General features: G+C 69.1%; 16 protein-coding genes. 8 read left to right on the forward strand and 8 right to left on the reverse strand.

Translation table 11 applies throughout. From position 1 onward, the window contains the following. The first annotated feature begins 87 nt into the window (after nt 1-87). From pstS to phoB, 6 genes are all read left to right on the forward strand, one after another. A complete protein-coding gene (gene pstS / locus U1T56_RS01770) occupies nt 88-1,137 on the forward strand; it encodes a phosphate ABC transporter substrate-binding protein PstS (RefSeq protein WP_418157705.1) in 1,050 nt (349 codons plus the stop codon). A gap of 86 nt (nt 1,138-1,223) precedes the next feature. Next, nucleotides 1,224-2,216 (forward strand): phosphate ABC transporter permease subunit PstC, encoded by a 993-nt coding sequence (pstC, locus tag U1T56_RS01775; protein WP_418157706.1) that lies wholly within the window; start codon nt 1,224-1,226, stop codon nt 2,214-2,216. 4 nt (nt 2,217-2,220) lie between these two features. Then, nucleotides 2,221-3,069, forward strand: a complete 849-nt coding sequence (gene pstA / locus U1T56_RS01780) for a phosphate ABC transporter permease PstA (protein ID WP_418157707.1) — start codon at nt 2,221-2,223, stop codon at nt 3,067-3,069. Between the two features lie 5 nt (nt 3,070-3,074). Beyond that, nucleotides 3,075-3,884, forward strand: a complete 810-nt coding sequence (gene pstB / locus U1T56_RS01785) for a phosphate ABC transporter ATP-binding protein PstB (protein ID WP_418157708.1) — start codon at nt 3,075-3,077, stop codon at nt 3,882-3,884. An 11-nt stretch (nt 3,885-3,895) separates the two neighbouring features. Then, nucleotides 3,896-4,603 carry a phosphate signaling complex protein PhoU gene (gene phoU / locus U1T56_RS01790; protein WP_418157709.1) on the forward strand — a complete coding sequence of 236 codons (708 nt, stop codon included), beginning with the start codon at nt 3,896-3,898 and terminating at the stop codon, nt 4,601-4,603. Nucleotides 4,604-4,617: 14 nt separating this feature from the next. Continuing rightward, a complete protein-coding gene (phoB, locus tag U1T56_RS01795) occupies nt 4,618-5,382 on the forward strand; it encodes a phosphate regulon transcriptional regulator PhoB (protein ID WP_418157710.1) in 765 nt (254 codons plus the stop codon). Here phoB and sppA read toward each other — a convergent pair. The 4 genes from sppA to U1T56_RS01815 all read right to left on the reverse strand — a co-directional run bounded on the left by sppA (nt 5,342) and on the right by U1T56_RS01815 (nt 9,339). Beyond that, nucleotides 5,342-7,048: a signal peptide peptidase SppA gene (gene sppA, locus U1T56_RS01800; RefSeq protein ID WP_418157711.1), complete on the reverse strand. Its 1,707-nt coding sequence runs from the start codon at nt 7,046-7,048 to the stop codon at nt 5,342-5,344. The two genes, phoB and sppA, sit on opposite strands and share 41 nt — an antisense overlap. A 4-nt stretch (nt 7,049-7,052) precedes the next feature. Beyond that, complete coding sequence (gene rlmN, locus U1T56_RS01805; RefSeq protein ID WP_418157712.1) at nt 7,053-8,183, reverse strand: dual-specificity RNA methyltransferase RlmN; 1,131 nt, start codon at nt 8,181-8,183, stop codon at nt 7,053-7,055. Beyond that, nucleotides 8,167-8,685: an invasion associated locus B family protein gene (locus tag U1T56_RS01810; protein ID WP_418157713.1), complete on the reverse strand. Its 519-nt coding sequence runs from the start codon at nt 8,683-8,685 to the stop codon at nt 8,167-8,169. Before U1T56_RS01810 ends, rlmN begins: the two co-directional genes overlap by 17 nt. Nucleotides 8,686-8,787: 102 nt before the next feature. Continuing rightward, on the reverse strand, nt 8,788-9,339 hold the full coding sequence (locus U1T56_RS01815) for an RNA methyltransferase (RefSeq protein ID WP_418157839.1): 552 nt from the start codon (nt 9,337-9,339) through the stop codon (nt 8,788-8,790). 137 nt (nt 9,340-9,476) lie between these two features. On the opposite strand from U1T56_RS01815, the gene U1T56_RS01820 reads away from it, so the two are divergent. Together U1T56_RS01820 and U1T56_RS01825 are read left to right on the forward strand one after the other, a co-directional pair. Beyond that, nucleotides 9,477-10,454: an NADPH:quinone oxidoreductase family protein gene (locus U1T56_RS01820; protein WP_418157714.1), complete on the forward strand. Its 978-nt coding sequence runs from the start codon at nt 9,477-9,479 to the stop codon at nt 10,452-10,454. A 149-nt stretch (nt 10,455-10,603) separates the two neighbouring features. Further along, nucleotides 10,604-11,650, forward strand: coding sequence for a glutathione S-transferase family protein (locus tag U1T56_RS01825; protein ID WP_418157715.1), 1,047 nt, complete (start codon nt 10,604-10,606; stop codon nt 11,648-11,650). Here U1T56_RS01825 and U1T56_RS01830 read toward each other — a convergent pair. The 4 genes from U1T56_RS01830 to U1T56_RS01845 all read right to left on the reverse strand — a co-directional run bounded on the left by U1T56_RS01830 (nt 11,613) and on the right by U1T56_RS01845 (nt 16,246). After that, nucleotides 11,613-12,095 carry an RNA pyrophosphohydrolase gene (locus U1T56_RS01830; RefSeq protein WP_418157716.1) on the reverse strand — a complete coding sequence of 161 codons (483 nt, stop codon included), beginning with the start codon at nt 12,093-12,095 and terminating at the stop codon, nt 11,613-11,615. The two genes, U1T56_RS01825 and U1T56_RS01830, sit on opposite strands and share 38 nt — an antisense overlap. Beyond that, nucleotides 12,092-12,865 carry a divergent polysaccharide deacetylase family protein gene (locus tag U1T56_RS01835; protein WP_418157717.1) on the reverse strand — a complete coding sequence of 258 codons (774 nt, stop codon included), beginning with the start codon at nt 12,863-12,865 and terminating at the stop codon, nt 12,092-12,094. Before U1T56_RS01835 ends, U1T56_RS01830 begins: the two co-directional genes overlap by 4 nt. 265 nt (nt 12,866-13,130) lie before the next feature. Further along, nucleotides 13,131-14,462, reverse strand: a complete 1,332-nt coding sequence (locus U1T56_RS01840; RefSeq protein ID WP_418157718.1) for a S41 family peptidase — start codon at nt 14,460-14,462, stop codon at nt 13,131-13,133. Nucleotides 14,463-14,731: 269 nt separating this feature from the next. Then, the gene (locus U1T56_RS01845) at nt 14,732-16,246 is read right to left on the reverse strand and encodes a TolC family outer membrane protein (protein ID WP_418157719.1); all 1,515 of its coding nucleotides are present in this window, start codon (nt 16,244-16,246) and stop codon (nt 14,732-14,734) included. Nucleotides 16,247-16,315 lie beyond the last annotated feature (69 nt).

The following is a 16,315-nucleotide window of genomic DNA, read 5'->3' on the forward strand; positions in this document are numbered from 1 at the left end:
GCACGGGCCGGCTAGACCGGGCGGTGCGCGGGCGCCGGAACGTGAGACCGGCGCCTCGCGCCCTGCGAGCGAACGAGAGAGGCAGCCATGAAGCGTTTTGCTGGAGCGCTGGCGACCGCCGTTATGGTCGGCATCGGTGCGCATGCCGCGACCGCGGCCGATATCTCCGGTGCAGGCGCCACCTTTCCCTACCCGGTCTACGCCAAGTGGGCCGAAGCCTACAAGAAGGAGACCGGGATCGGCCTCAATTACCAGTCGATCGGATCGGGCGGCGGCATCAAGCAGATCACGGCCGGGACCGTGACCTTCGGCGCCTCCGACATGCCGATGAAAGCTGCCGATCTCGAGAAGAACGGCCTTATCCAGTGGCCGCAGATCATGGGTGGCGTGGTGCCGGCGCTCAACGTCCCCGGCCTCGCTCCGGGCCAGATCGTCCTCGACGGCAGGACGCTCGCCGATATCTACCTCGGCAACGTCACGGCCTGGAACGATCCGGCGATCCAGAAACTCAACCCGGACGTGAAGCTGCCCGACACGGCGATCGCGCCGGTCTACCGTTCCGACGGCTCTGGTACCAATTTCCTGTTCACGAACTATCTCGCCAAGGTGAGCCCGGACTTTCAGTCCAAGGTCGGCTCGAACACTTCGGTTCAGTGGCCGGTCGGCATCGGCGCCAAGGGCAACGAGGGTGTCGCCAACATGGTCAAGCAGACCGAGGGCGCGATCGGCTATGTCGAGTACGCCTATGTCAAGCAGAACAGGATGACGTACGCGAAGCTCGTGAACCAGGCCGGCAAGCCGGTCGAGCCCAGCGCCGAGAGCTTCCAGGCCGCAGCCGCCAACGCCGACTGGGCCGCCGCCCCCGGCATGGGCGAAATCCTGACCAACGAGCCCGGCGAGAAGAGCTGGCCCATCACCGGTGCCAGCTTCATCCTGATGCACAAGGAGCCCAAGGATCCGGCCGCGGCCAAGCAGGCGCTCGACTTCTTCGCCTGGGCGTTCGCCCGCGGCGACAAGATGGCGCAAGATCTCGACTACGTGCCGATGCCGGACCAGGTGGTGAGCCAGATCCAGGAGAGCTGGCGGGCCAGCATCAAGGGCACGGGCGGCGAGCCGCTCTGGACCGCGTCCCGGTGAGCGGCATTCCTGGCTGACGACCGGCGCATGGGAAGGCTGCTCCGTGGGGCAGCCTTCTTCGTGGCCGGAAGCTGCGGACGAACTCCATGGCTAGCGCAACCGTGACCGAGGCGGTGCCAAGTGCCCTGCCACGCGAGATCCTGAAGATCGCCCGCCGGCAGCGCGTTCAGGATCGCTGGTTCCATCTCGCCTGCCTGTTCTTCGCGATCCTCGTGCTGGCGCTGCTCGGCGGCGTCATCGTCTCGCTGATCGACGGGGCGCTGCCGGCACTGCGGAAGTTCGGCCTCGGCTTCGTCACCGCCGAGGTCTGGAATCCGGTCACCGAGGAGTTCGGGGCGCTGGCCCCGATCTACGGCACGCTCGTCACCTCCCTGATCGCGATGCTGGTCGGTGTGCCGGTGAGCTTCGGTATCGCGCTCTTCATGACCGAGCTGTGCCCGATGTGGCTGAAGCGGCCGCTCGGGATCGCGGTCGAGCTCCTGGCCGGCATTCCCAGCATCATCTACGGCATCTGGGGCCTGTTCGTGCTGGCTCCCTTCCTGCAATCGGTCGTACAGCCCTTCCTGATCCACACGCTGGGGACACTTCCCGGCATCGGCTTCCTGTTCAAGGGGCCACCCTATGGGATCGGGGTGCTCACGGCGGGCCTGATCCTCTCGATCATGATCCTGCCCTTCATCAGCTCGATCATGCGCGACGTGTTCGAGACCGTGCCGCCGATCCTGAAGGAATCGGCCTACGGGCTCGGCGCCACCACCTGGGAAGTGGTGTGGAAGGTGGTGCTGCCCTACAGCCGGGTGGGTGTGACCGGCGGCATCATGCTGGGGCTCGGCCGAGCGCTCGGCGAGACCATGGCCGTCACCTTCGTCATCGGCAACGCGCACCGCATCAGCGGCTCGATCCTGGCGCCAGGCACCACGATCTCGGCCGCGATCGCCAACGAGTTCACCGAGGCCGTGGGCGAGACGTACACCTCCTCGCTGATCGCCCTGGGCCTCCTTCTGTTCGCCATCACCTTCCTCGTCCTCGCCTGCGCCAAGTTCATGCTCCTGCGCATGCAGAAGAAGGCGGGAGGCTGAGCCGATGCGGCCCACGAATCTCTATCGCCGTCGCAAGCTCAAGAACCGGATCGCGATCGGCCTCTCTCTCGCGGCCGCTGCCTTCGGCCTGTTCTGGCTGGTCGCGATCTTGTGGACGCTCGTCGTGAACGGCGCCGGGGCGCTCACGGTCGAGGTCTTCACCCAGACCACCCCCCCTCCGGGCAGCGCCGGCGGCCTCGCCAACGCGATCTTCGGCAGCCTCGTGATGACCGTGGTGGGCACCCTGATCGGGGCACCCGTCGGCATCATGGCCGGGACCTGGCTCGCCGAGTACGCCAAGAACAGCCCGCTCGGCGAGACGGTCCGCTTCATCAACGACATCCTCTTGAGCGCGCCCTCGATCGTCGTGGGGCTGTTCGTCTACGTGCTGTTCGTGCTGCCGATGGGGCACTTCTCTGCCTGGGCCGGGGCGGTGGCACTGGCGGTAATCGTGGTGCCGGTCGTGGTCCGCACCACCGAGGACATGCTGAACCTGGTGCCCGTCGGCCTGCGCGAGGCGGCGGCGGCACTCGGCAGCCCGCGTTGGAAGGTGATCACGCTCGTCTCCTACCGTGCGGCCCGGAACGGCATGATCACGGGTGTCCTCCTCGCCGTGGCGCGGGTCAGCGGCGAGACCGCGCCGCTCCTGTTCACCGCGCTCAACAACCAGTTCTGGAGCACGGACCTGAACGCCCCCATGGCCAACCTGCCCGTGACCATCTTCCAGTTCGCGATGAGCCCCTACGAGGACTGGCAGCGGCTGGCCTGGGCCGGCTCGCTCCTCATCACCGCGACCATCCTTACCCTCAACATCATCGCCCGTGCGCTCGCGGCGGTGACCAACAAGGGCTGACCCCGATGGCGATCGCGACCGCATCCGCCGCCAGCATCTTCCGGGCACCCACGGCGGCGCTCCCGGAGAAGGTGTCGATCCGCAACGTCGACTTCTTCTACGACAAGTTCCACGCCCTGAAGGGCATCAGCCTGCCGCTCCACGAGCACCGTGTCACCGCCTTCATCGGTCCCTCTGGCTGCGGCAAGTCCACGCTTCTGCGCATCCTGAACCGGATGTACGACCTCTACCCGCGCCAGCGCGCCACGGGCGAGGTCCTGCTCGACGGCGAGAACATCTTGAGCCCGAGCCAGGACGTGAACCTGCTCCGCGCACGGGTCGGAATGGTGTTCCAGAAGCCCACGCCGTTTCCGATGTCGATCTACGACAACGTCGCCTTCGGCATCCGCCTCTACGAGCGCCTGCCCAAGGCCGAGATGGACGAGCGCGTGGCGACCGCGCTGCAGAAGGCGGCGTTGTGGGACGAGGTCAAGGACAAGCTGCACCAGAGCGGGCTCGGGCTTTCGGGCGGGCAGCAGCAGCGCTTATGCATCGCGCGCAGCGTGGCGGTGCGGCCCGAGGTGATCCTGCTCGACGAGCCCTGCTCGGCGCTCGATCCGATCTCGACCGCCAAGATCGAGGAGCTGATCGACGAGCTCAAGGCCGAGTACACGATCGCGATCGTCACCCACAACATGCAGCAGGCGGCGCGCACCTCCGACTACACGGCGTTCATGTACCTGGGCGAGCTGATCGAGTTCGGCGAGACCGACCAGGTCTTCACCAACCCCCGGCACCAGCGCACACAGGACTACATTACCGGCCGCTTCGGCTGAGGAGGACTTCGATGGCCGACACGACGAAACCGGACGTCCTGGCCCGCGGCCACACCGTCCGCGCCTACGACCAGGAGCTGGCGGAGCTTACCACCCTGATCTGCCGAATGGGCGGCCTCGCCGAGCAACAGGTGGCGGGTGCCGTCGATTCTCTGCTCCGCCGCGACGTCGGGATCGCCGCCACCGTGATCCAGCGCGACGACGAGGTGGACGCACTCGAGGAGCGGGTGGACCAGCACGTCATCCGGCTCCTCGCCCTGCGCCAGCCCATGGCGGTCGATCTCCGGATCATCGCCATGGCGCTCAAGATCAGCAACGACCTCGAACGGACCAGCGACTACGCCGTCAGCATCGCCAAGCGCGCCCAGCGCCTGGCCGAGCAGCCGGAGCTGCGGCCGATCGCGAGCATCCCGCGCATGGCCAGCGCCTGCGTCGCCATGATCAAGGACGTGCTCGACGCCTATGTCGACCGCGACGCCGACAAGGCCATGGCGGTGTGGAACCGCGACCACGAAGTGGACGAGCTCTACGACAGCCTGTTCCGCGAACTGATCACCTACATGCTCGAGGACCCGCGCACGATCAGCCGCTGCATCGATCTCCTGTTCATCGCGAAGAACCTGGAGCGGATCGGCGACCATGCCACCAACGTGGCGGAGAAGATCCACTACATGATCCACGGCTCGCAGATCAACCGGCCCCGCCACGAGGTGGGCTGAGGCGGAGGGCAGCCATGAGGCCAGTCATCCTGATCGTCGAGGACGAGCCACCCTTGCAGAAGCTCCTGGCCTACAACCTCGAGGCTGCTGGTTTCGCCGTGGTCCAGGCCTATGACGGCGAGGAGGCGATGACGCTCGTCGAGGAGCGCGCCCCCGACCTCGTTCTTCTGGACTGGATGCTGCCCCAGCTCTCGGGCCTCGAGATCTGCCGCCGGCTGCGGCGCCGCCCGGATACGGCGCACCTGCCGATCATCATGCTGACCGCGCGCGGCGAGGAGCCGGACCGCCTGCGCGGGCTCGACACCGGGGCCGACGACTTCGTCACGAAGCCGTTCTCGCCGGCCGAGCTGATCGCGCGCATCCGCGCCGTGCTGCGCCGGGTACGACCCGCCTTCGTCGAGCAGGTCCTGAGCTTCCACGACATCAGGATGGACCTCGCCGCGCATCGGGTGTTCCGGGGCGAGCGCGAGGTCCAGCTCTCGCCGACCGAGTTCCGGCTCCTGCGCCACTTCCTCGAGCATCCTGGCCGCGTCTTCAGCCGCACCCAGCTCCTCGATCGGGTGTGGGGAACGGATCTCGACATCGAGCTTCGGACGGTCGATGCCACCATCCGCCGCCTGCGTCGGGCGCTGAACGCCGGCGGCGAGGCCGACCTCCTGCGCACCGTCCGAGCGGAAGGTTACTCGCTCGACCGCAAGCTCGCGATCGAGCCTGCGGACGGGGCGGATGCCGGCGGCGTCAGTGCACGCCCAAGGGTGGAAGCGTCGCCGTGCCGGTAGCAGCGCCGAGCTGACGAACGAGCGCCGCCGCCTGCGCCAAGGCGCCGGCCTGCGGCCGGAGCCAACGCAGAGCGGCGAGCAGCGGGTTTCTCGGCCGCGGCAGGATCTCGATGTCGAGCGCGGCGCCGTCGGGCAGGTGCAGCTCGCGGCGCGCTGCCGCGAGAGCCGCATCGAGGCCGCCCAGCTCGTCGACGAGGCCGAGATCCTTGGCTTGGACCCCGATCCAGACCCGGCCTTTCGCCACCGCCTCCACCTGCTCGGGCGTCATGGAGCGGCCGCGCGCCACCCCTGCCTTGAACGTGCCGTAGATGGAATCGAGGACGGCCTCGACCCGTGCCCGCGCCTCCGGTGAGAAGGGCTGGTTCACGGACCACATGCCGGCATGGGCGCCGCGCGCGATCTCGGCCCAGTTGACGCCGATCTTGTCCCAGACGCCGCTCAGGATGGGCTTGCCGGCGATGACCCCGATCGAGCCCGTGATCGTGCCGGGCTGGGCCACGATCCGGGTCGCGTCCATGGCGATCCAGTAGCCGCCCGAGGCCGCCGTGTTGCCCATCGAGACGATCACGGGCTTGCCGGCCTCGCGCACGCGCCTGACACCTCGCGCCACCGTCTCCGAGGCAACGGCCGAGCCGCCGCCGGAATCGATGCGCAGGATCACGGCCCGGATCCGGTCGTCCCCAGCGGCATCGGCCAGGGCCTCGGCGAGATCCCCGGCCGCGATCTCGAAGCCGACACCGTCCTCGCCGCGCCGGATCAGCCCGGCTGCCCGGATCAGCGCGATCTTGGCGGCTCCCGCCTCCACCGTCGGCCGCTGTGCCGCGTAGTCGGCGAGATCGACCCTGCCGGCTCCCGGTCCGGCTCGTTCGCGAGCAGCCCGCATGGCCTCGTCCGCATGCGCGATCCGGTCGATCAGCCGGTTGGCCAGCGCCTCGTCGGCCGTGAACGGGCCATGGTCGATCAGGCGCTGCACCTCGACCGGATCCAACTTCCTGCCCTCGGCGATGCCGGCCACGAGCTGCCGCTGCAGCCCGTCGAGCAGGCCTTCCAGCATCTCGCGGTTGGCCGGCGAGAGCTCGCTCCGGGTGAAGCTCTCGAGGGCGGTCTTGTACTCCTCGCGCTTGACCACCTCGAGCTCGACGCCGAGACTGGCCAGAAGCTCGCGCGCCAGCGGCACCTCGGCCATGAGTCCGGTGAGCCCGACCAGGCCCACGGGCTGAAGGTCGATCTCGTCGAAGGCCGTGGCGAGATAATAGGCCTCGTTGCCGGGGCCGAGCTCGCCGAAGCTGTCGGCATGAGCGATGGCGAAGCGCCCGCTCGCCCGGAAGCGGCGCACCGCATCGCGCAGCTCCTGGGCCGCGGCGAAGCCGTGCCGCGCCTCGGCGAGACGGACCACGAGGCCCTTTACGCGCGGGTCCCTGGTGGCGGCATCGAGCGCCAGCACGATGTCGCTCACCGTGGGCGCCGGCGTCAGCCGGAAGTCGAGGAGGTCGGGTGGCCCGGCGGTCTCCGCGAGCGCCTGGCTCCAGTCGGCCGTGAGGACGAACTGCGCCGGAAATGCATGCCGCTCCGGCAGGAAGCGCCAGACCAGCGCTCCCACCAGACCCACGATCACGAGGGTGACGACGCCGATGGCGGCGAGCACCCCGACGAGAAAACGGCGCAAGGGATCAGGCCGCCGCGGCCGAGAGGCGCCGGCGCAGGCGCTGGCTCTCGGTCTTGAGCTGGCCGCACGCGGCGAGGATGTCGCGGCCGCGCGGTGTCCGCACCGGCGAGGCGTAACCCGCCGCCTCGACGATCGCGGCGAAGGCGTGGATACGGTTGTTCGAGGAGCACTCGAAGGGTGCGCCGGGCCAGGGGTTGAACGGGATCAGGTTGACCTTGGCCGGAATGCCCTCGAGCAGGCGCACGAGCTCGCGCGCATCGGCGTCGCTGTCGTTCACCCCCTTCAGCATCACGTACTCGAACGTGATCCGCCGCCGGGTCGGGTAGCGGCGGCACGCATCGAGCAGCTCGGCGATCTTCCACTTGCGATTGATCGGAACCAGCTCGTCGCGCAGATCGTCCCGGACCGCATGGAGCGAGATCGCGAGCCCGACGCCGAGATCGGCCCCGAGCTGGTCGATCCTGGGCACGACACCCGAGGTCGAAACCGTGATGCGCCGGCGCGAGAGGCCGAGCCCCTGCTCGTCCATGGCGAGGCGCATCGAATCCACGAGATTGTCGTAATTGAACAGAGGCTCGCCCATGCCCATGACGACGATGTTCGTGAACAGCCGGCCCTCGATCGCGGTCGGCCACTCGCGAAGCGCATCGCGGGCGACCAGCATCTGAGCGGTGATCTCAGGGGCACCCAGGTTGCGCACGAGCGGCATGGTGCCGGTGTGACAGAACTTGCAGGTGAGCGTGCAGCCCACCTGCGTCGAGACACACAAGGCCCCCCGATCCTCCTCGGGGATGAACACGGCCTCGACCTCCTGCCCATCGGCGAAGCGCAGAAGCCACTTCCAGGTGCCGTCCGAAGAGCGCTGCTCGGCCACGATCTCGGGCCGCGCCACCGAATAGGCATCGGCGAGCCGGGCGCGCAGAGCCTGCGGCAGCGTGCTCATGATCTCGAACGAGGCGGCGCCCCGGTGATAGATCCAGTGGAAGAGCTGACGCGCGCGCAAATCCCGCTGCCGTTCGGGCTCGCCCAAGGACTCGAGGCAGGCCGCGAGTCCTTGCACGTCGAGCCCGATCAGGCTCGGCTTCCCATCGGCGGCAAGAGGCTTCGGCAGGGCGAGGCTACTTGGCACAGGCATCGCGCATCGCGTCGTAGGCAGCTTTGAAACCATTCAAAGAATAGGTGTCGATGGAGACGGTGTCACGCGTCGAGGTGCCACGCACGGTCATGCTCGAGCCGCGCTTCATGGCCTCGATCAGCGCCTTGTCGTCGGCCTCGGTCCTGGCCCAGGCATGCTCGCCCTTGGTGAAGAGTTGGAAGGTCCGGTTCTCGATCTTCACCTCGACGGAGCTGTTCTTGCGATAGGTGTAGCCGGGCTGAACGCTCACCTGCTCGCTCGGCGGGCTGCCCGGCAGCCGGGCCACGAGCACCGCCGGGTTGCCGCGGCTCTTGAAGTTGCCGTCCTGGCTCGTCGGCTCGCTCGCGGCATAGCACATCTTGCCCTTGCCGTCGGCGACCTCGTAAACGGTCCAATCCTTGAAGCTGCTGACGAACTTCGGTGCCTCGGCCGAGGCGGACGCCGTCTGCGCCGCCGTCGCGACCACGATGCATGCCAGCGTCCAACGCAGCGAATGTCGCATTGGTCTCCTTCGTTCTTGCAGCCGGTTGAAGCCTGTCGGATGGTCGCGGCACCATAATGGCTCGTTCATGCGAGCGGAAGCGCCTGACCGGCCGGCCTAGACTCACGATGACGCCAGATCCTCGGGCGGCCGGCGGCCGAAGCGCTTGATCGGTCCGTGCACGTGCGCCGGCAGGGGCTCGATCGGGCCGCCGGCATGGACCGGCCGCGGTGCGAAGCGGCCGAGGCTGACGAGCCGGTCGTACATGACGATCGCACCCGCCACCGCGAGATTGATGCAGAACCGGGTCGGGATCTTCACGACGTGGTGGCAGCGTGCCAGCATCGCCGGCGAGAGCGAGCTCCGCTCCGGCCCGAACACGTAAGCCGCGTTCAACGGATGACGGAAGCTCGGCAGATCCACGGCCTCGTCCACGAGCTCGCAGCCGACGAGCCGACAGCCGCGCGGGAGCTGCAGCGCCTCGACGGAAGGATAGTCGTAGACCGGAAGCTGGAACTCGGCCTGCGAGGTGTCGGAGCGGGCCTTCCGCACGCTGTAGTCGGCATCGACCAGGAACACGAAGCTGGCGCCGAAGGCGTGCGCCGAGCGCACCAGGTTGCCCAGGTTCATGGGCTTGCTGATGCCTTCGGCGCCAATGGCGAAATAGCCGCGCATGGATGGTTCGGACATGGCGCGCCTCAGATAGGGCCATTCGCCGCATCGCGCCAGGGTCTGGGCGGGAATCTGCGCGATCGGCTTCTCAGCCGGCATCGTCTCCACTAGGCTCGGCCCGCCACCCGAGGGAGATCCGGATGCGAGCCATCGTCTGCCGCACGCTCGAAGGCCCCCAATCGCTGGAGCTCGCCGATCTGCCCGATCCCGAGCCCGGCGCTTGCGGCGTGCGCATCCGCGTGCGAGCGGCGGGGGTCAACTTCGCCGACAGCCTGATGCTGAAGGGTCAGTACCAGGAGAAGCCGCCGCTCCCCTTCACGCCCGGCCTCGAGGTCGCCGGCGAGATCGAGGCGGTAGGTGCCGCCGTACGCGGCCTCGTGCCGGGGCAGAGGGTGCTCGCGGTCGTGAGCCACGGCGGCTTCGCCGAGAAGGTCGTGGCTCGCGCCGACGACGTCGTCGCCCTGCCCGACGAGATGGACGCGGTCACGGCGGCGGGCTTCGCCATCGCCTACGGCACCGCGTACGGAGCGCTCCGCTGGCGCGCCGACCTCCATGCCGGCGAGACGCTTCTCGTCCACGGCGCGGGGGGCGGCGTGGGGCTCACTGCGGTCGAGTGCGGCAAGGCCATCGGCGCCACGGTGATCGCAACCGCCCGTGGTGCGGAGAAGCTGAAGGTCGCCAAGGAGCACGGTGCGGACCACGTGCTCGACAGCGAGGCGGACGATATCCGTGCTGCCGTCAAGGAGCTCACGGGCGGGATGGGCGTGGACGTGGTCTACGATCCCGTGGGCGGGGCCATGTTCGACGCTTCCTTGCGCGCGATCGCCTGGGAGGGGCGGATCGTCGTCATCGGCTTCGCCTCGGGCACGGTGCCGCAGATCCCGGCCAACATCCTCCTCGTCAAGAACGCGGCCGTGCTCGGCTTCTACTGGGGCAGCTACCGGAAGCACGACCCCGAGCGGCTGCGGGCGGGCTTTCACGAGCTGTTCGACTGGTATCGGGCGGGTCGGATCCGGCCGCATGTCGGGACGACGCTCCCGCTCGAGCGGACCGCCGAAGCGATCCGTCTGCTCACGGAGCGGCGCAGCATCGGCAAGGTCGTCGTCACGGTCGCTTGAGATCCGTCCTCGGGCAGCGGTGCAACACACGCCGGAAATGCGCGCGCGCCGCTTGCACCTGCAACCGACGCGGCATAGCCATTAGTGTTGCTTAAAGCATTCGGCGTCATGCTCCCCCTGGTCGCCCGATCCCGCGCAAAGGCGCGCCCATGAGCACGTTGCAGCTCGTCATCGGCAGCAAGAACAGCTCCTCCTGGTCGCTGCGGCCCTGGCTACTGCTGAAGCAGATCGGCCTCGCGTTCGAGGAGATCCTGATCCCGCTGCGCCGGCCGGACAGCCGCGAGCGCATCCTGGCCTATTCGCCGAGTGGCCGCGTGCCGGTGCTGATCGTGGGCGAGGTCAGGATCTGGGATTCCCTCGCCATCGCCGAATTCCTGGCCGAGCACGATCCGGGCCTGTGGCCGCCGGAATCGCGGGCGCGCGCCATGGCACGCTCGATCAGCGCCGAGATGCACAGCGGCTTTCAGGCGCTGCGTACCTTCATGCCGATGGACTTCACCGCCCGCTTCGGCCCGCCCGGCAAGCTGCTCTCCTCGGTCGAGGCCGACATCGAGCGGATCGTCGCGATCTGGCGCGAGTGCCGGCAGCGCTTCGGCCGCTCCGGGCCGTTCCTGTTCGGCTCGTTCACGATCGCCGATGCGATGTTCGCGCCCGTCTGCTCGCGCTTCACCACCTACGCCGTGCCGCTCGACCCGGTCTGCGCCGCCTACGTGGCGCACATGATGAGCCTGCCGGCGATGCGCGAATGGGGTCGCGGCGCTGCGGCCGAGGTCGCGGCGGAGGCAGCGCCCGGCATCGCCGCGGCGCCGGCATCGACGGTGGAGGAGACGATCCCGCGCCTGCCGCCGCACTTCGGCCGCGAGATCGGCCGGCCGGAGCCGGTCCGCGATCTCGGTCTGGCCAGAGGGATGCGGCAAGAGTCGACCCAGCCGCGCGAGGGCAAGCCGGAGCGCTCTCCGCCACCGGCCCATGGCCAGACCACCACCCTTGAGCCGCGCCCGGTCCCGCTCGCCGTGGTCGATTCCCTGCCGCCGGCGGGCCCGCTGCCTCCACCGGCGCCTCCCGTGAGTCACGCCGAGCCGGCCATGCCGTTCCTGCCGGATGCTATCGTGGAGGACACGCGCCGAACACCTCGGCCCATCCCCTCGACGATCATGATCAAGCCCATAGGGGACGGAACTCGTCGACGACGCTGAGATAGACGTCGCGCTTGAACGGCACGATGAGCATCGGAAGCTGCTCGGGCGCGACCCAGCGCCAGGCGCCGAACTCCGGATGCGTCCCGTCCAGGCGGATGTCCCGGTCCTCGCCCTGGAAGCGGAAGGCGAGCCAGCGCTGGGTCTGGCCGCGGTAGCGCCCGCCCCACATGCGCCGGGCCAGCTCGGGCGGCAGGTCGTAGGCGCGCCAGATACGGCTCTCCTGGAGAAGCTCGGCCCGATCGGTTCCGATCTCCTCGCGCATCTCGCGCCGGGCAGCGAGCACGGGCGCCTCGTCGCCGTCGATCCCGCCCTGCGGCATCTGCCAGGCGCCCGGCGCGTCGAGCCGCTCGCCGACGAACACCCGGCCGTCAGCGTTGAGGAGAAAGATTCCGACACAGCGTCGGTAGCCGGGCAGCGGCTCGGGGGTCTCGATGCAGGTCATGGCGCTTGCGCCTCGCTGATCCGGGTCGAGCTCGCGGCACCGTCGAGGAGCGTGCTGGGTGCCACCAGGGTGATCCCCTTGCCGGGCAGGGTTCCGAGCCAGGCTCCGAGCCGCTCGAGGGCGGCCGGCGTCGGCGGAACGGTCAGAAGCGCTCGACCGATGCCCAGCGCCTCGGCCTCGGCGGCGAACGTCCGATCGCTCGCGGCCTCGTCGCCATCCGGCGCCAGGGCGTTCTCATATGGCAGCGCCGTCTCGCCGGCCGTTTCCCGCAGCGTGCCGGCGCCGAACTCGACGAAGCCGAGTCCGCGCGCGTGCAGCGTCTGTGCGATGGGTGCGAACCGCGCCGGCTCGGCGGCGAAGGCGCCGACGGGGGCGGTCACGGCGAGGTAGCCGGCGCCGGTCGCGAGCACCTCGAGCAGGGTCTGCACCTGCGCCTCGGCCGACGCGATGCAGGAGATGACCGAAGGCCCGGCGTCGGCCTCGGGAAAGCGGCGGGGTTGCAGCGGCAGCTCGAGCAGGACCTCGTGCCCGGCGGCCCGTACCCGGGCCTGCCAGTCCGGCAGACCCTCGGCGTAGGTGGAGAAGGCGAGCCCGACGACCGGCGGCAGGTCGAGGGCCCACGCCGACGGCTCGCGCGCGAGGCCCAGAACGACGACGGCAAGGCACGCCCGCTCGCACGGCGCATCGCCCCTTCGGGCGTAGTGACACAGCGAGGTCCTGCCGTCGGCGGCGATGCGCGGCAGATCGCCCGGCTCGGTACGCTCGATCAAGGTCGGGTCGAGCGCAACCGGCGGTCCTGCCGGACTCGCTGCCGAGAGCGGCGGTATCGGCAAGCCGATCGAGGGAGTGTCGCGACGACCCATCCCACCCCCGCTCGGCAGCAGCCAAGCACCCACGGCACCTGCAACGGTCAGGGCAAGGGCCGCAAGGCCGGGGGCCCATATCCCCCTGCTCCACCCTCTCACGGCTGTCACCGCAGCGAGCCTGCACGGCCGCGCCGTGCAGGCAGGATACCGGATGCGACCACCCGGCCGGTCAGCCGCGCGAGCCGGCCACCGTCGAGCGGCCCTCGTAGAGCGAGATGCCGCGCAGAAGATCGATCGCCCGCGAGAGCTGGTAGTCCTTGCCGCTGTCGGCCGGCGGCTCGCCGCCCTCGCTTGCCACCGCGGCCTCGCGGTCGCCCATCTGCTCGTCCTGCTGATCGTTCTTGAGCCGGCCGCGCAGATCGGCCTCGCGCCGGTCGGGCGTGTCGTCGATCTGCTCGACATTGGCCTGGTGCACCTCGATGTCGGGCGTGATGCCCTTGGCCTGGATCGAGGTGCCGGCGGGCGTGTAGTAGCGGGCCGTGGTGAGGCGGATGGCGCCGTTGCCGGGAAGCGGCATGATCGTCTGCACCGAGCCCTTGCCGAAGGACTGGGTGCCCATGACGATGGCGCGCCGCTGATCCTGAAGCGCACCCGCCACGATCTCCGAGGCCGAGGCCGAGCCGCCGTTGATCAGGACAACCATCGGCAGGTTGTCGGCGATGTCGCCGGGCCGGGCGTTGAAGCGCTGGATCGAATCCGATCGCCGGCCGCGGGTCGAGACGATCTCACCCTTGTCGAGGAACGCATCGGCCACCGCGACCGCCTGATCGAGCAGCCCACCCGGATTGTTGCGCAGATCGAGGACGAGGCCGGTGAGCTTGCCCTTGGCCTTGCTCTTGAGGTCCTCGAACTTGTCGCGCATCTCCGTGCTGGTCTGCTCGTTGAACGTGGTGAGCCGGATATAGGCGACATCGCCTTCGAGCCGTGCCCGCACCGGCGAGATCCTGATGATCGCGCGGTTCAAGGTGACATCGAACGGCTCCTCGCGGCCCTTGCGCATGATCCGAAGGTCGATCTTGCTGTCGACGGGCCCCCGCATCTTCTCGACCGCCTCGCTCAGCGTGAGGCCCATCACCGGCTCGCCATCGATGTGGGTGATGAGATCGCCGGTCTCGATGCCGGCCTTGGCGGCGGGCGTGTCGTCGATCGGGGAGACAACCTTGACGAGGCCGTTCTCCATGGTGACCTCGATCCCGAGCCCGCCGAACTCGCCGCGGGTCTGTACCTGCATGTCGCGGTACTTGTCGGCGTCGAGATAGCTCGAATGGGGATCGAGCGAGGTCAGCATGCCGTTGATGGCGGCCTCGATCAGCTTCTGATCGGAAACCTCCTCGACATACTCCGCTCGCACCCGCTCGAAAACGTCACCGAACAGCTTGAGCTGGCGGAACGTGTCGCTCGACCCGGCCTGCGCCACGAGATCGGTGGCCGGACCGACCGCGACGCCGGCGACGAAAGCGGCTGTCGCCACCATGCTGAGCTTGACCGCGAACCTCGGCATCAACCGCGCACCTTGTCCTCACGTGCCGCCAACCAGGAGCGGGACCGGAACCGGTCCCGGACGCTTCGGGCTTCCCCGCCGGGACGAGCGGGCGATCCCCTTGGGCGACGAATTTCGCCAACAGCCCGTCCGGCAACTACGCTCGCGCCTGGATCGGCGTCAAGCGGCAGCTTACCGGCAAGCGGTTGATGATACCCGCCCCGGCCGGCCGCGATCAAGACCGGCCGAGGCGGAAGTACGAGGCGTTCGGGCCGATGCCGATGGCGTGATCAGCGTACCGCCTTGGCCGCGTCCAGTGCATCGTAGGGCGGTTCGCCCGCGTTGTAGCCGCGCAAGGGCCGGGGCTCGGCCTTGGGCTCGAGCAGCTCGCGACTCTTGGCCCTGACCGCCTGCGGCGTCTGGAGGTCGGCCGGGGTACGGTAGATCGAGATGTCCTCGCGCGGGCGGACGATCTCGAGCGTGTCGAGCAGCGCTCCCGTCACCGCCAGCACCCGATAGACCGCAAAGCGCTCGGTGTACTCGGCCGTGGTCTGCGCCACGCGCACCGTGAAGAGCTGGTTCTCGGCGTCGAGCACGTCGAGGAGCGGACGCAGGCCGAGCTCGAACTGGCTGGCATAGGCGTCGCGGGTCCGGCGCTGCGCCTCGGCCTCGGCGCGCAGATCGACCACCCGTGCCCTCGCCGTCTGGTAGGCGTTGTAGGAGAGCCGCGCTTCCTGCTCGGCTTTGCGGCGGGCGCGCTCGAGCTCGATCCGCGCTTGGTTCTGTCGGTGGAACGCCTCGCGCTCGCGCGCGATATCGGCACCACCGCGGAACAAGTTGTAGCGCATCACGAGCATCGCCTGAGCGCCCACGCTCTCGCCCTCGACGCCATTGGCGTCGTCGGCAGCGGTCGCGGCGAGCTCCGCGTCGAGCCGTGGCAGGTAGTTGGCCCGCGTACCGCGCAGCTCGGCCTCCGCCACGTCGACGTCCGCAGCCGCGATCAGCACGGTCGGACTCTTCACCGAGGCGGCATCGGCCGCCTCCTCGGGTCCGGGTGGCAGCGCTCGCACCGGCGAGGGCTCGGCCGTGAGGCCGGCCGGCTTCTGGCCCACGATCTGCTGGTAGTTGGCGATCGCATCGGCGAGCGCTCCTCTCGCCTGGGCGAGATTGGCCCGCGCCTCGGCGATTCGCGCCTCGGTCTGCTGGACGTCCGCGGTATCGGCCCGACCGCCGCGCTCGAGGCCCCGTACCTGACCGAGATAGCGCTCGAGCTGCTGCAGGTTGGCCTCGTTGAGCTTGATCAGGTCCTGGTGCCGCAGCACCTCGAGATGGGCCTCGATCGCATCGAGCGCCGTGAACTCGGCTGCTTCCTGCACCCGGTGCGCGGCGCTGTCGACCCGGGCCGTCTGCCGCTCGACCTCGCTCCGCGTCTCGTAGCCGTCGAACAGCATCTGCGAGAGCGTGAGCTCCACTTCCTTGCGCAGGAGGAGGTTGTCGTCGTCATCGGTGCGGCCGAGAGCGGCACGCCGGCGGTCGCCCGAGAAGCGGGTATATTCCGGGCCGATCGCCGCCCGCGCGTCGAGAGATGGATAGTACTTGGCCCGTGCCTGCCGGAGCTCCTGGTCGACCGCGCGGCGGTTGGCCTTGAGCGCTCCGATCTCGGGGCTGGTGTCGAGCGTGGCCTGCACGGTGTCGCGGATCGACCCGGCCTCGGCCAGAGCCGATCCGGCAACCAAGGCAACAGAGGTCAGAAGCGTGCGCAGCACGACCCGACCCAAGAGCCCAACGCTCGGGTGTTTCGCCATGGGAGTTTCCTCGCCCGTATCCCGGAGTCCGACGTCGGCGCGTCAGAAAGTGTGTAATTTCCTACGGTT

The sequence above is a fragment of the Benzoatithermus flavus genome (genome assembly GCF_037908215.1).
Taxonomy (GTDB): Bacteria; Pseudomonadota; Alphaproteobacteria; order Geminicoccales; family Geminicoccaceae; genus Benzoatithermus; species Benzoatithermus flavus.

Bases quoted from the DNA above. Each gene is read 5' to 3' on its own strand.
- pstS (WP_418157705.1), top strand. From the start codon at position 88: ATGAAGCGTTTTGCTGGAGCGCTGGCGACCGCCGTTATGGTCGGCATC.
- pstC (WP_418157706.1), top strand. From the start codon at position 1,224: ATGGCTAGCGCAACCGTGACCGAGGCGGTGCCAAGTGCCCTGCCACGC.
- pstA (WP_418157707.1), top strand. From the start codon at position 2,221: ATGCGGCCCACGAATCTCTATCGCCGTCGCAAGCTCAAGAACCGGATC.
- pstB (WP_418157708.1), top strand. From the start codon at position 3,075: ATGGCGATCGCGACCGCATCCGCCGCCAGCATCTTCCGGGCACCCACG.
- phoU (WP_418157709.1), top strand. From the start codon at position 3,896: ATGGCCGACACGACGAAACCGGACGTCCTGGCCCGCGGCCACACCGTC.
- phoB (WP_418157710.1), top strand. From the start codon at position 4,618: ATGAGGCCAGTCATCCTGATCGTCGAGGACGAGCCACCCTTGCAGAAG.
- rlmN (WP_418157712.1), bottom strand. From the start codon at position 8,183: ATGCCTGTGCCAAGTAGCCTCGCCCTGCCGAAGCCTCTTGCCGCCGAT.
- U1T56_RS01810 (WP_418157713.1), bottom strand. From the start codon at position 8,685: ATGCGACATTCGCTGCGTTGGACGCTGGCATGCATCGTGGTCGCGACG.
- U1T56_RS01815 (WP_418157839.1), bottom strand. From the start codon at position 9,339: ATGCGCGGCTATTTCGCCATTGGCGCCGAAGGCATCAGCAAGCCCATG.
- U1T56_RS01820 (WP_418157714.1), top strand. From the start codon at position 9,477: ATGCGAGCCATCGTCTGCCGCACGCTCGAAGGCCCCCAATCGCTGGAG.
- U1T56_RS01825 (WP_418157715.1), top strand. From the start codon at position 10,604: ATGAGCACGTTGCAGCTCGTCATCGGCAGCAAGAACAGCTCCTCCTGG.
- U1T56_RS01830 (WP_418157716.1), bottom strand. From the start codon at position 12,095: ATGACCTGCATCGAGACCCCCGAGCCGCTGCCCGGCTACCGACGCTGT.
- U1T56_RS01840 (WP_418157718.1), bottom strand. From the start codon at position 14,462: ATGCCGAGGTTCGCGGTCAAGCTCAGCATGGTGGCGACAGCCGCTTTC.
- U1T56_RS01845 (WP_418157719.1), bottom strand. From the start codon at position 16,246: ATGGCGAAACACCCGAGCGTTGGGCTCTTGGGTCGGGTCGTGCTGCGC.